General features: G+C 38.7%; 13 protein-coding genes. 2 read left to right on the top strand and 11 right to left on the bottom strand.

The genetic code is table 11. The features are described 5' to 3' along the window. Nucleotide 1 precedes the first annotated feature (1 nt). Nucleotides 2–1,042 carry a phosphodiester glycosidase family protein gene (locus ABS301_RS17785; protein WP_349673478.1) on the top strand — a complete coding sequence of 347 codons (1,041 nt, stop codon included), beginning with the start codon at nucleotides 2–4 and terminating at the stop codon, nucleotides 1,040–1,042. Between the two features lie 212 nt (nucleotides 1,043–1,254). On the opposite strand, the gene ABS301_RS17790 is transcribed toward ABS301_RS17785, so the two are convergent. Then, nucleotides 1,255–3,327 carry a methyl-accepting chemotaxis protein gene (locus ABS301_RS17790; RefSeq protein WP_349673479.1) on the bottom strand — a complete coding sequence of 691 codons (2,073 nt, stop codon included), beginning with the start codon at nucleotides 3,325–3,327 and terminating at the stop codon, nucleotides 1,255–1,257. A 346-nt stretch (nucleotides 3,328–3,673) separates the two neighbouring features. On the opposite strand from ABS301_RS17790, the gene ABS301_RS17795 reads away from it, so the two are divergent. Further along, a complete protein-coding gene (locus ABS301_RS17795) occupies nucleotides 3,674–3,985 on the top strand; it encodes a helix-turn-helix domain-containing protein (protein ID WP_104437610.1) in 312 nt (103 codons plus the stop codon). Nucleotides 3,986–4,069: 84 nt separating this feature from the next. Here ABS301_RS17795 and ABS301_RS17800 read toward each other — a convergent pair whose 3' ends face one another. The 10 genes from ABS301_RS17800 to ABS301_RS17845 form a co-directional block, all read right to left on the bottom strand. Continuing rightward, nucleotides 4,070–4,243 (bottom strand): hypothetical protein, encoded by a 174-nt coding sequence (locus ABS301_RS17800; protein ID WP_349673480.1) that lies wholly within the window; start codon nucleotides 4,241–4,243, stop codon nucleotides 4,070–4,072. Next, nucleotides 4,240–5,316 (bottom strand): hypothetical protein, encoded by a 1,077-nt coding sequence (locus ABS301_RS17805; protein WP_349673481.1) that lies wholly within the window; start codon nucleotides 5,314–5,316, stop codon nucleotides 4,240–4,242. Before ABS301_RS17805 ends, ABS301_RS17800 begins: the two co-directional genes overlap by 4 nt. Continuing rightward, nucleotides 5,303–5,893 (bottom strand): hypothetical protein, encoded by a 591-nt coding sequence (locus tag ABS301_RS17810; RefSeq protein ID WP_349673482.1) that lies wholly within the window; start codon nucleotides 5,891–5,893, stop codon nucleotides 5,303–5,305. The genes ABS301_RS17805 and ABS301_RS17810 overlap by 14 nt, the downstream gene beginning before the upstream one ends. Nucleotides 5,894–5,914: 21 nt before the next feature. Then, nucleotides 5,915–6,385 (bottom strand): hypothetical protein, encoded by a 471-nt coding sequence (locus tag ABS301_RS17815; RefSeq protein ID WP_349673483.1) that lies wholly within the window; start codon nucleotides 6,383–6,385, stop codon nucleotides 5,915–5,917. A 431-nt stretch (nucleotides 6,386–6,816) separates the two neighbouring features. Continuing rightward, entirely contained in the window at nucleotides 6,817–7,395 is a 579-nt protein-coding gene (locus ABS301_RS17820; RefSeq protein WP_349673484.1) for an accessory gene regulator ArgB-like protein, read from the bottom strand. Then, nucleotides 7,395–7,556 (bottom strand): cyclic lactone autoinducer peptide, encoded by a 162-nt coding sequence (locus ABS301_RS17825; protein WP_349673485.1) that lies wholly within the window; start codon nucleotides 7,554–7,556, stop codon nucleotides 7,395–7,397. The genes ABS301_RS17820 and ABS301_RS17825 overlap by 1 nt, the downstream gene beginning before the upstream one ends. 96 nt (nucleotides 7,557–7,652) lie before the next feature. Next, nucleotides 7,653–8,972: a sensor histidine kinase gene (locus ABS301_RS17830; RefSeq protein ID WP_349673486.1), complete on the bottom strand. Its 1,320-nt coding sequence runs from the start codon at nucleotides 8,970–8,972 to the stop codon at nucleotides 7,653–7,655. A gap of 1 nt (nucleotide 8,973) precedes the next feature. Next, nucleotides 8,974–9,750, bottom strand: coding sequence for a LytR/AlgR family response regulator transcription factor (locus tag ABS301_RS17835; protein WP_349673487.1), 777 nt, complete (start codon nucleotides 9,748–9,750; stop codon nucleotides 8,974–8,976). A 148-nt stretch (nucleotides 9,751–9,898) separates the two neighbouring features. Beyond that, nucleotides 9,899–11,644: an ABC transporter ATP-binding protein gene (locus ABS301_RS17840; protein ID WP_349673488.1), complete on the bottom strand. Its 1,746-nt coding sequence runs from the start codon at nucleotides 11,642–11,644 to the stop codon at nucleotides 9,899–9,901. Between the two features lies 1 nt (nucleotide 11,645). Then, nucleotides 11,646–13,376 carry an ABC transporter ATP-binding protein gene (locus tag ABS301_RS17845; protein WP_349673489.1) on the bottom strand — a complete coding sequence of 577 codons (1,731 nt, stop codon included), beginning with the start codon at nucleotides 13,374–13,376 and terminating at the stop codon, nucleotides 11,646–11,648. Between the last annotated feature and the right edge of the window lie 49 nt (nucleotides 13,377–13,425).

A 13,425-nucleotide genomic window follows, 5' to 3' on the forward strand; every position in this document is an offset into this window, starting at 1 on the left:
TATGATAAATAATAAATTTATAAAAGTAATATTATTTGATTTTATAATTGCTTTGCTCTGCTTTGGAGCATTTATCCTTTATTTCTATATCATGCCACGTAAAGGGGATCAGAATACTACCATTTTAATCGATGAGGCCGCTACAGAGTCCCAGGCTTTTGCTCTTCCAGACAGTGATGATAATACCAACACAAAAACCAGACCTTCGGGTCAAAAAAGAGGCAATAAAAATAATTCTGGCAATGGTAATACTAATACAAAGTCAATTGTTTCAGAAAATAACAGCCTGGATTTATCCAGTAAAACCAATACAGCTTTGGAGTCATTCAAAAGTGATAACATACAGCTGAACATTACAGAAAATGAGTTAGGAGAGGGAAATGATAAAATCACCTATTATACCGCTGATGTATACGTAACCTCCGTCAAACAGCTTCAAACTGCTTTTGCCAATGGGACATTTGGTAAGAATTTAAGAGAAACAACCGTTCAAATGGCGGAAGATAATGATGCTTTATTGGCGATATCAGGTGATTCCTACGGAAATAATGAAACGGGAATTGTAGTAAGAAACGGAATTCTTTACCGTTCAGATACGAATGATGCAGAAATATGCGTTTTGTTTCTGGATGGTACTATGAAAATATATACTCCGGAAGAATTTGATCAGGAAAAGATACTGGAATGCGATGTATGGCAGGCGTGGAACTTCGGACCATCGTTATTGGATAACGGGTCAGTCAAGACTACATTTCAGACAACCTCTTATTTAAATGGAAGCAATCCCCGCTGTGCGATTGGTTATGTCGGACCAGGGCATTATAAGTTCGTTCTGGTCGACGGACGTAATACAGGCTATTCGAAAGGAGCAACCATGAGTGAACTTGCAGAAATCATGGCCAATGAAGATTGTCTGCTGGCCTACAATCTGGATGGTGGAAAATCCTCTGCTATGGTATATCAGGGTAATTACATAAATCAACCAGTTGAAGGCGGGCGCACAATCAGTGATATTATTTATTTCAAAAAGGAGGGATCATAACGATGAATAAATGGTATGTTAATTTATGGCCACACTTAACCTTTATTCTGGCACTATTCATAGCAACACTCTGGGTTTTAGATCAGCTAAACCCTGTGATGAATTTTCTTAATAATCGGATCGCAGATTCTGTCTTATTTCTTTTTTGCATTTCATCCCTTATTACCTCCGCCATTTCAATTTGGCGGAGGTACCAGTCACAATAACTAAGATTACTTTAATTTAAAGCCGGAAACCACAGTCTTAAGTTCCTCTGCAATCCGCTCCTGCTTCTCTGACATCTTTGACATATCCTGTACAACTACATATGCCTTTTCAATTGTACTAAGAACCATACTGCTGTTGCCTGCCGTCGTCTGAACGGATTCAGAGACATTCTGGATGGCATCCCGCACTTCCTGCATTACCTGGCTGATGTTGGTCGCCATCTCCTCCACTTCATTGGAGATTTCTTCAACAGTAACTGCATCCCTGCCATATTGCTGACCTACATTCACAAAATTGTCGTAATCAGGAGTCACGGTATCTCTTAAGAACAGCAGCATAGACTGTGATCCGTCTAACATCATGGAAAATGCATTCTGGACATCTGTTATGGTGCCCTCGATTTCCTTTACAATCTCAGAAGTATCCTTGGCAAGCTTTCCGATTTCTCTGGCAACGACTGCGAAGCCTCTGCCCTGCTCTCCTGCTCTTACCGCTTCAATAGAGGCATTGAGTGACAGAAGATTAATCTGGGAGGCCGTATTGGAAATAAGACGAGCCATATCGCCGATCCGTTCCACGACCTTTGCATGCTGGACAGCCATCTGGAGATCCTGTTCTCTTTCCTGTGAAATCACAATGGCATTGTCATAAGCTTCCCTGCTTTTTTTCTCAATGTCTCTTGCCCGTTCCATGATCTCGCCAGCCATCTTGCTGCTCTTTTCCGTCTCACTGGCAAGTACTCCTACCGATGAGTTAACCTCTGCAAGAGATGCATTCAGTTCTTCTGTTGCTGCACTGGAAGACATCATCGCCTTATCTACATCACTCATATATGTTTTCACATCGCTGAACTGAACAAGCAGACCAGTCGATACTTTATTTAAATGAATACTGGCATCGGTAATATCACCTGCCTGGTCGGAAATCTGCTCGATCACTCCTTTATTGCTTTGGAACATATTATTTAATGAGCTGCTCATCTGCCCCAGTTCATCTTTGCGTCTGGATTTCAACGGCTGTACTGTAAAATCACCATCTGCAAGTGAACCTGCAAACTTGCGGACCTTCTTAAGGCCTGATGTAATACTTCCAACCTGAAACAGAACTGCGATGATACATAAAACCAAAGCTGCTGCGCTGATTTTAGCCAGCTTTTCATTTAAGGCAACAATGGGTTCTGCCAGTTCAGACTGAGGCATCTTAATCATAATGATCCAACCCACACCCGGAACCGTATCATAATAGAGGTTATAAGTTTCCCCACCCTCTGTATAAACCGTCTTTCCTTTGTCGTTTGCCACCATCTGGGCTGCTGCTGCGGAAAGTGTGGCATTCTCATCCTGAGCCATATTGACACCTTTACTCACTTTTTCTGCATCTGCGCCGCAAAGATAAACACCCTCACCGGAAATTAGTACTGCAGTTCCGTTCTTACCAACTTTAATAGATTTAATCAGTTCGTCAATGTCGCTAAGCTGCATATCTACCGTAACTGCTCCAATGAAACGGTTGCTGCTGTCATAAATAGGAGCTGTGCAGCTTGCCATCATCATGTTGAGCGTGGGATCAAAATAAGGATCGGTTATAATTGCATCCTTTGTCCCTCCTGATACGGATTTATAATACGCCTGATTAAAATAGTCATAGCTCTCATTGCTGTATTCATTGGTTAAGGTCACCTTATTCCCATCTTTATACCAGTAAGGCCCTACATACTTTTGCTGGGGATCATATACATTTGGTTCAAACCAGATACCGCTGCCAAGTATTAAATCATTGCCAGATATAATATCTGATATCGCTTTGCCGTATGTATCAAGATCCGTAGACTGATAAGAGGCCCCTACTATATGAGAAATATTCATCGCTGTGGTCTCTACCGCATTTAAATAATTGTCAATGCCGTTTACATTCGCTTTCAGTTCTGATTCCATAGTGGAATTACTCTGCTGCTCAATCAACTCTCTGCTTGTAGATTCACTGAGCTTCGCTAACAGTGCCAGTGCCAGCACTACGACGGGTAAAATGCCAAGGAGCATCTTTATCCCAATGCTTCTGATTCCTACTCTTCTTTTCATAATTTTATCTCCTGTAGTTCGGACTTCGACCTCATCCTGCATGTTTCGACATTTTAGTTAAAAACATCATAACACATCAAGGTAAAATTTACTAATCACATTTGTCAATATTATGTATGCCTGATTCCGCTTTTTCTATTGCATTTTTACTTATGTACATATAAACTGATTATCAGAACTTTTATATTAATACAAACTCCTTTCCTCCCTGCACTTTTTACATAATATTAACAGTTTTTAATTATACTATTGGTATTCAAATTATGCAATATATGAATTTTACATATTTTAATCGTGTATTTTACAAATTTTATTATCATAAAATATAGTACGAGAGGTGACTATAATGGATCAGGACTATATCAATAAAAGAATTACAGAATTACGTCTTAAAAAGGGAGTGGCAGAACATAAGATGAGCCTGGAGCTTGGGCACAGCAGAAGTTACGTACAAAGTATCTCCAGCGGCAGAAGTCTCCCTTCCATGGCGGAGTTTCTGGCAATCTGTGAGTACTTAAGCGTAACGCCGAAAGATTTTTTCGATAATGATAATCCCAACCCGCCCTTAGTCAGGGATACAATAGACAAGCTTAAATCTTTGCCGGAAAGTGATTTACTGCTGATCTTAACCATGATCAACCGGCTTCAGTCCAAATAGGCGCAAACAATTCTTTGATAACAGATTATTTCATCGTCCCCGTGCAGAAGTACGGGGATTTTGAGGTACAAAGGGACGCGCTGTTTATGTTCTTAAACTGCTGACACCTGATGAATTTTTAATATCATTGATCTCATCCAGGGAAACAATGGAGGGAATTGCCTCCAAAGCCCTTACATACAATTCATCCAGATCTCCTCTGTTTAGCATTCCAAAAAAATATCCGTATAAATCCTGAAACGTCTGATCTTTTGTCATATAATCTCCTTCCTTTCCCCAGCCGTATCTCCGGCCGGAACGCAACCAATTGCATACGCATGTTCTTCCCAGCCATCTGGTAAATATAACCGAATGGGATCTCCTGGTTTGGGTATAACATACAAGCCCGTTCCTTCCGGTGACGTATATACAGAAGAAAACGGAAACCAAATGGGCTTTCCATAGGTTTCATCTTTCTCACTCAGCAGCTTTATCTGAACTGCGTTCTCTTCTGTATTTTTAACAATTCCCATGATCATAAGTCCTGCAAGACTTAAAAGTTCCTTTGCCGGAACCAGAAAACCGGACCGGGTGCGGAGTACATAATCAAATTCCACCTTCCCCCCGCTGAAATTCATACTCATGGAGTATATGTAATAAGCGCTGTCTTCTATCATCACACAATCGCATAAGTGCAGGCACTTTCTGCTTTTAATCAGATATTCAACAGTCTCACCTTTCTCATAGTCATCGTAACATTTAATACGGTACTGGTCGGAATTAAAACTCTTTCTACCTTTTCTTTTTATTCTTCCGAAATGGAAACAGATGTTATCATGAACGCTGTCTGCCACCAGAATCTGATTTTTCTTTGCAGCCAGACGTATTAAAAACTGCCAGTCTGTCTCCATATACTGTACAGCCAGACCATCAGACATTTCCCGCAGTTCTTTACTTAAAACCACAGTTGTATTCTCATATCCGGAAAGCACCGATCCAATTATCTGAAGATAATTCTGTCCCTCTCCCTGAAACGTCCTTATATGCTTTTCTCTGTCAAGATCCATGGTCAGAGACACTGCAAACAGATTCCAATAAACAGCTCCATCTGCTTCAATCTCATATCTTCTTTCGATTCTTCCTTTGAAAACAGGTATTTCATTCTTTTCCTCGTTAACAAAAGTAATAGTCAGCAATACCTCCTTTGATCCTCTAAGAATCAGATTATCTTTATCTGAACTTACCACCCCGGTTACAACAGCTGTAAAATGTTCATTTACTCTTTTATCAATAAAACATTGTGTCGGATAAAAAATCTCCCCGGAATCCAAATAGATTCTAAGTTGCTCCAATTTCATTCTCCTTACTATATATCGTAATACTCTTGCGGATTTCACTTAAGCAGCGGCTCCAGTCCAGCCTTTTCTCAAACGGACAGCTAAACATCACCATCAGCAGCCTTCTGCCCACGGGGTAAATAATCAATGTATTAAAGAGATTATCATCAAGCGCTGTACTGATAAATTCCATCCATGCAAAAGGCACATTATGGGCTGACTCTGTCCCATCTTCCAGACAAACACTCATTGGTTGAAATCGCTTTAAAACAAGATAAAATTCCTGTATTACATTTGCAAGCTGTTCTGGCTTAATCTCTCTTTCTACCATACTGAAGGAGAAATTAACTGTGCCATCCTCATTTGTTTTTATAATTTCAGGACGCTGCTCAGAAAAATACTTTTTCTTTGCATCCTCCGGTTTCATATCCTTAAAGGTGGAGGGTAGAAAAATACCCACTTCGTGATCAAACATCTTTGCTTCACAAAACTGAAGTAATTCTCCCTCCACATAAATCCCTGTTTCAATACTGGTAAACCGGTTAATCCGTTCTAAATGCCTGTCATTAATCAGTTTCTCTTCTTCACACATGATTCTTCCTCTCTGGTTTGTTCAATCTTTATCTAATATATGCTGTCCCATGTTCTCCTCTCCATGGCCCGCAATATAAGACAGTTCCTGACCTTTTGCGTAAATACCCTGTTCTTCCTCTCCTGCAGCAGATGCTCTGGTCATAACCAAAAGCAGTAATACAATCACTTCAATTACAAGCAGTAGTCTTTTGATTAATGATCCTTTTCTGCATACAGGCTTTTGTGATTTATAAGTAAATCTTGGTATTAAGACCAGCCTTTCCTGTAAGATTCTGCATTTTACAATTCCTGGTTCACGGGATGCAAAGTCAAACAGCATATTCTGACTTTTTTTCAGATAATATAAACGATTCCAAAAATGGAGATCTCCGTATAAAATATCTGTTTCCAATTCGTAATTTTTTATTTCCTCTGTTCCATCCTCTTTACGGATTGAGCAGCTTGCTCTGTATTGGTAATAGCTTTCATTGTTTCTTTTATTCTGCACCATCAGCCCTCCTTTCGTTCCGAGAACTATATCACTTATAATTTACATTCTACATATAACTGAAAGAAATTCAACCGAAGTGCTAAAATTGTACACATTGAGCTCCAAAATTTGCATAACGGATCAGTTAAAACAGCCTTTTATTTAAAATATCAAGAAATACTAAACTTAGGATATTACATTATCTTATACTTAAAATAACGAAATTAATCAGCAGAAAGGAGCGGGGAAGATAGAAGATCTGGAACGGTATTAGTATTATAATAATAATCTATTAAATATAAGAAAAAGAGAATGATATCTACGGAATTGAAATTAGGTTCGAGCAATGCACAAGCTGACACTCGTATATAGATAGGAGATTTTTCCTTTACTAAAACAAGCAAATCTATAATAGAAAAACGAGAACGCTGCCAGGCAACAGTCTCGTTTTTCTATTTCATTTTATTATTCTTCAGCACTCCATACACAAGCATAACGGACAGCAGCATATGGCATATAGCCAGTACAACACAGACTCTCATATTGACAAACCAGAATATCGCACCTACGATTACTTCCATCAGCCAGAACTGTCTGCTCTTTGACCGGTAACGAATTGTCTCCTCTTCATCGAGAAGCTTGTTCCTGTCGGGAACAGGTGCAAATATAAAGATCAGAATTCCTGAAATAAGAAACACTGCTATTGGTAGAATAAGAGCGGCCGTCCCAACTATGTACTTCTCAAGCAGACAGACAATCAAAATAAGGATTGCTGAAACTACAGTACAGACTCCATTGGTTCTTGCGTGATACCCGCCGCAATATGACCTTAATGGTATATAGCTGGCAAGGAACACAAACACTGGCATAGGCGCACGCATGATTACTGCTATGAGCACAGCCACAACTATGTTAATAATCTGACTGAGTAATATCTCATATGCGTATAGGTACAACGCGCGCTGATCATCTTTTAAAAGATTTTTTTTAATCTGCCAGCTGACTATGTCTTCTGAAATCCGTTGTAACATTAGAACTTTCTGAGCTTCTTAGCCTCTTCTGGCACTTCTGGCTGGTGATGAACCCATGCGCAGGTTACACTGATAGTATAAGCTGCAACCATTAACGCACAAACATTTGCAAATTTGACCATTGAGACTTTTGACTTTAAATCAGATAATATTTTTCTCATATTGCTCACTCCTTTTTTATTTCATAATATAACACTAATTTACAATTTTCAAGCTAAGTGCCAAAATTATACACGTTAGGTTCCAAAATTTGCACTCTAACCCTCTGTAAAAGCAGAAACTGCGAGTGTCGTTAAAAATAAATCATCTTTTTGAATAAGATTTAAAGAGCCACCATATTTTTCAGCCAGGGATCTTACGATACCAATACCAAGACCGTGATGTTTAGAATCACTCTTTGAAGTTATTAACTTGTCTCCAGCTTTTTTCACTTTCATAGAAAAACTATTCTCAATATGAAAAATTAAGAAATAGTTCGTTCCCATAAAGACCTTTATATTTACATTCCGTTTTCCAATCTCACATTTTTCAGCCGCTTCAATTGCATTATCAAGTAAATTGCCAAATAAAGATATCATATCAGCATCTGAAATAAAATCAAATTTTATATTCTTTTCAACAAAGAGTGATATTTCTATTTCCAACTCTTTAGCTTTTGTAATACGTTCTGATAAAATGGCATTAAATACAGGATTACTGCTGTAAATCGCTATATTGGTTTCTTTTTGTATTTTACCCTTTAATTCATCAATGATTTCTACGATTTTATCATTTTCACCATTTAAAGCAAGTAAACGAAAACTGCCGAAATATGAATGTACGTCATGCATAAAACATCGATAATGATCATTGATTTTTAGGATATTTTTAAAATGTTCAGATTCCATATCTCGTTTCACCGAATAAAGTTCTGCATACTTTATTTTATTCATCATATCAGTATATTTCTCTAAAATTATAAAAATTGCTGCATTAGAAAAGTATAACAATACTGCTCCGGAACACATGAATATCTGCACTGAAAATGGCTTTGGAAAATCCATATACACAAAACAACTCGAAATCATAAGTGACAAAATTGGTACAATAAGCAAATACCACGAAAAAACATTATTGTTGGTAATATTAATTTTTTTAATATATTTTTCAATATATAGCAAAAATAGATATCCAAAAAAATATTCTACAGTTAGAAAATAAACTCCCCCGGTAGTAAACCATGGTGGTATGTATAAGGGTAGATTGTGAATTATTAATCGATATAAAAGTTCAAACAAAACTTCTCTGCCACCCACAAAAGCAAAATATATTATTGTATACGCAATACCATTGGTTAATGATACTTTAAATAGCAACAAAACAAAGATATAATAACAAATTGGAACAGTAGTAAAATTTAACGCACTACTACCGATAGAATTTATCATAAAAATTATAAACGTGACTGAAATACCATAAATATAGCGATTTTTGAGAGAAGTTTTGTAAGGGTAAATAGATGCAAAAAATCTACTCAGCATATATATATCAGCACTGCAGAATAAAAATTTACTCAATGAAAACAAATTATTTTCCATCTTAATTGCCATCCTTATATTTTGATAACATAAATTCTTCTTTTAACATATGAAATTCCTGTGCTTTGCTACGTGTAATTTGAAACATATTATCAACACCCTTAAGCCGTAGTAATTTACTTGTACAATATGTTAAATATTTAAAATTAATGATATAACTGTCATGAGGATAGCCAAATCCATACTTTTTAAGACGCTCATAAATATTTTCCAGTTTATCTGGCATCCTTATATCCGGAATATCGCAGTCTGTTAAATCTCTAATTCCATAAATTCGTATAGAATTTTCGGAAAGATGAACCCTGGTGTTCTTCTTATATTTCTCGATATATACAATATCATCTGCTTTGAGAAATAATCGTTCTCGGTTTACATTAGCAGAAAGAAGCGGTACTTGTCCCAGTTCAATCATTTTATCAAGAGAATCCCTTATGTACCGGTCCATAACTTCATCAGTCATATTCTTCATAATATACCGATACGGCTGAACTTCAAAACTACGGGGCGAAGGTTCTGCAAAACCGGTATAAAAAACCAGTATCACATTATTATCCAGCTGACGAACCCTGATTGCTGTTTCTTCTCCATTCATTTCATTCATCTGGACATCAAGAAATATAATAGAAAATCTGATGTTCTTTATCGCTGCCAGAAGACTGATTCCTGAATCATATTCGTGGATGCGGAACTTGTCGCTTTCCGGCATATTTTTTCCAATTCGTTCTGTTAAACGCTCTCTGTCGCCGATACTATCATCACAAATAGCAATTTCAAACATACTTTTTCCCCTCTTACTAAATTTCTCTCTATTAGATATCGTACTATCTCTCCTATTTTATAAGAAATATGTCAATAATACAAGAAAAGGTACCAGAAAAATACAAATTTCATATTTTCCCAGTGCCTTTTCAAATTATTCTGCCGAATTATACTGCAAACTGGCTATTGTAAAGCTGAGCATAAAAGCCATTTTTAGTAAGGAGATCCTCATGAGTTCCCTGTTCAATAATATGACCATCTCTCATGACAAGTATGACATCTGCCTCCTTGATTGTGGAAAGACGATGGGCAACAATAAAACTGGTACGTCCTTCCATCATTTTCGCAAACGCCTTTTGTATCTTCAATTCCGTCCTTGTATCAATGGATGAAGTCGCCTCATCAAGAATAAGAATTGGAGGCAGGCAGAGCATAACTCTGGCAATGCACAAAAGCTGCTTCTGTCCCTGGGATAAATTTCCTCCATCTTCTGATATGATTGTATCATATCCCTGAGGCATTCGGGAAATGAAGCTGTGGGCATGGGCTTCTTTGGCCGCTGTAATAATTTCTTCTTCTGAAGCATCCGGCTTCCCGTATGCAATATTCTCCCTTATGGTACCTGTCTTTAACCAGGTTTCCTGAAGAACCATTCCATATTCAGATCTTAAACTTTTCCTGGTTATGTGCCGCACATCGTTTCCATCAACCTTTATGGATCCGGCATTTACATCATAAAAACGCATAAGCAGGTTTATGACAGTGCTTTTTCCGCAGCCGGTGGGACCAACAATGGCGATCCGCTTTCCCTGCCCTGCATGAAGATTCATATCTTCAATCAAAGGTACATTGGGACTGTAGGAGAAGTCAACATGCTCCAGTACCACCTCACCCTTTGCATCATCCAGTACAATCGCATTGCTGTCATCTGGTACTTCTATTTCCTCATCAATTAATTCAAATACCCTGGCAGCAGAAGCAAGTGCGTTTTGAAGTTCTGTTACCACACCTGAAATCTCATTAAACGGCTTGGTATACTGATTGGCATAACTTAGAAAGCTGGACAGCTGTCCCACTGATAAAACGCCATTGACTGCAGCAAATGCTCCTGCAATTCCTACACACGCATATACAAGGCTGTTTACAAACCGGGTTGCCGGGTTTGTGATGGAAGAGAAAAATGTTGCTTTCAGCCCCCATATACGAAGGTCTTCATTGATGTCTTCAAATTTTTTCTGGGCTTCGTCTTCATAAGCAAAGGCTTTCACCACTTTCTGATTGCCTAACATCTCTTCCACCAGTGAAGTCAGCTCTCCCCTGGTCTGAGACTGCATCCGGAACATACTGTAAGTTCTTTTTGCAATAAAGCTTGCCACAAACAGGGACAGCGGTGTAACAAGCACAACTAAGGCAGCAATCACCGGATTAATAAAAAACATAAAGAACAATGTTCCAAGGATTGTTAAAACTCCAGTGAAAAGCTGGGTAAATCCCATGAGCAGACCATCTGAAAACTGATCAATATCAGCAATAATTCTGCTGATGATATCCCCGTGTGCATGGGAATCGATATACTTTAAAGGAAGAATCTCCAGTTTGTTAAATGCCTGGGTTCTGATATCCTTTACCACACGATAGGTAATCTGATTGTTAATATGGCTCATAACCCACTGTGCTGCAGCAGTAATCAGTATAACAACAGCAATCTGCAAAAGTATCATACCCATGGTGCTAAAGTCTACCGCTCCTTCACCTGCAATACAGTCAATTGCACGTCCTATTAATATGGGAACATACAAAGTGAAAACCACGGTCAGAAATGCACAGAACAGGGAGGCCATAACACTCCATTTATACTTTGCAATCTTATTTAAAATCCGTTTAATTGTGGACTTGTGCTTTTTTATATTCATATTACTGCACCTCCTTTTCAGACAGCTGGGAAAGGCAGATTTCACGGTAAACTTCACAGGATTCCATTAAATCACCATGCTTTCCGCAGCCTGCCATCTGTCCGTCGTCTAAAACAACGATTCGGTCTGCATTTCTGATTGTGGAAGCTCTCTGGGATACCAGAAATACTGTCATGTCTTTTGTTTCTTCTTTAATCGCCTTACGAAGGCGGGCATCTGTGGCAAAATCCAGGGCTGAAGCGCTGTCATCTAATATGAGAATCTGGGGATCTTTCACAACCGCTCTGGCAATGGTCAGACGCTGACGCTGGCCTCCTGATAAGTTCTTACCTCCTGCCTCTATAATAAAGTCAAGACCTTCGCCCTTCTCATCCACAAAATCCTTAGCCTGAGCAATGGTAAGGGCACGGTAAATCTCTTCATCAGAGGCATCTTTTTTTCCCCACTGCATATTTTCCCTGATGCTCCCTTTAAATAATACGGCTCTTTGAGGAACGATTCCAACCATATTTCTCAGCTGGCTGAGAGGATAATTTCTGACGTCAACCCCTCCCACTTTAACATTTCCCTTAGATACATCATAAAATCGGGGAATTAAATTTACCAGTGTGGTTTTACCCGAACCGGTTCCGCCTATAATTCCAATTGTTTCACCTTTCATAGCCTGAAATTCAATTCCGGCCAGTGATTCTGCTTTTGCGCCCTGATAAAAAAGACTGACTTTATCAAATTCCACCTTGGGTACATCTGCTTCTTCTTTCACAATATCGTGATTTGTCTCCCTGATTCCCGGTTCCATGGAAAATACGGAACTGATCCGGTTGGCGCAGGCCAGCGCTTTAGATATGGTGATAATTAAGTTTGCCAGTTTAACCAGTTCCACCAGTATCTGAGACATATAATTTACCAGAGCCACCACCTGACCCTGGGTGATGATACCCGATTCAACCCGGTTTCCACCAGTGTTAATCAGAACTATGATTGCAAGGTTAATAATGACATAAGTAAGAGGATTCATCAGTGCAGAGATCTTTCCTACAAACACCTGAAATTTTACCAGCATGCCGTTTTCTTCATCAAACCGGCGGATTTCATCATTCTGACGGTTAAAGGCACGTATCACACGAACTCCGCCTAAATTTTCTCTTGCAGTCAGAAGAACCCGATCCAGCTGTTTTTGTACATTCTTATATAAAGGCATACTAATAATCATAATGCCAAATACGACTACAGAAAGCACAGGTATGGAAACCACAAATATAAGAGCAGCCTTAAAATCTATGGTAAATGCCATGATCATTGCACCAAATACCACAAAGGGTGAACGGAGAAACAACCGTAAAAACAGATTGACCCCTGATTGAACCTGATTCACATCGCTGGTCATTCGTGTAATCAGAGTCGCAGTCCCTACGGTATCAATTTCCTGATAAGACAGGCTGTTGATATGGGCAAATAAATCATTTCTCAGTGAGGTACCAAATCCAGCTGCTGCCTTTGCTGCAAAGTACTGGGCGGTAATGGAGCAGGCAAGCCCTATAATGCCTAACAACACCAGCAATCCGCCCATAGAAAGAATATAGTGCAGATCGTGATTCTTAATTCCAATATCAATGACTCTGGCCATAACCAAAGGCACTAAAAGCTCAAAGCTGGCTTCCAGAAGTTTAAACAAAGGCCCCAGGATACTTTCCAGCTTATACTCATTTAGATATTTAAGGAGCTTTTTCATTTTCCTTTTCCTCCGTAATCAATACTTTTTTAGAATAATGCCTTGTATT

The organism is Lacrimispora sp., from assembly GCF_031982545.1.
Taxonomy (GTDB): Bacteria; Bacillota; Clostridia; order Lachnospirales; family Lachnospiraceae; genus Lacrimispora.

What these genes read in the sequence shown, in the direction of transcription:
- ABS301_RS17820 (WP_349673484.1), bottom strand. Translation starts at nt 7,395, where the DNA reads ATGTTACAACGGATTTCAGAAGACATAGTCAGCTGGCAGATTAAAAAA.
- ABS301_RS17835 (WP_349673487.1), bottom strand. Translation starts at nt 9,750, where the DNA reads ATGTTTGAAATTGCTATTTGTGATGATAGTATCGGCGACAGAGAGCGT.
- ABS301_RS17795 (WP_104437610.1), top strand. Translation starts at nt 3,674, where the DNA reads ATGGATCAGGACTATATCAATAAAAGAATTACAGAATTACGTCTTAAA.
- ABS301_RS17810 (WP_349673482.1), bottom strand. Translation starts at nt 5,893, where the DNA reads ATGTGTGAAGAAGAGAAACTGATTAATGACAGGCATTTAGAACGGATT.
- ABS301_RS17815 (WP_349673483.1), bottom strand. Translation starts at nt 6,385, where the DNA reads ATGGTGCAGAATAAAAGAAACAATGAAAGCTATTACCAATACAGAGCA.
- ABS301_RS17845 (WP_349673489.1), bottom strand. Translation starts at nt 13,376, where the DNA reads ATGAAAAAGCTCCTTAAATATCTAAATGAGTATAAGCTGGAAAGTATC.
- ABS301_RS17825 (WP_349673485.1), bottom strand. Translation starts at nt 7,556, where the DNA reads ATGAGAAAAATATTATCTGATTTAAAGTCAAAAGTCTCAATGGTCAAA.
- ABS301_RS17840 (WP_349673488.1), bottom strand. Translation starts at nt 11,644, where the DNA reads ATGAATATAAAAAAGCACAAGTCCACAATTAAACGGATTTTAAATAAG.
- ABS301_RS17790 (WP_349673479.1), bottom strand. Translation starts at nt 3,327, where the DNA reads ATGAAAAGAAGAGTAGGAATCAGAAGCATTGGGATAAAGATGCTCCTT.
- ABS301_RS17830 (WP_349673486.1), bottom strand. Translation starts at nt 8,972, where the DNA reads ATGGAAAATAATTTGTTTTCATTGAGTAAATTTTTATTCTGCAGTGCT.
- ABS301_RS17800 (WP_349673480.1), bottom strand. Translation starts at nt 4,243, where the DNA reads ATGACAAAAGATCAGACGTTTCAGGATTTATACGGATATTTTTTTGGA.
- ABS301_RS17785 (WP_349673478.1), top strand. Translation starts at nt 2, where the DNA reads ATGATAAATAATAAATTTATAAAAGTAATATTATTTGATTTTATAATT.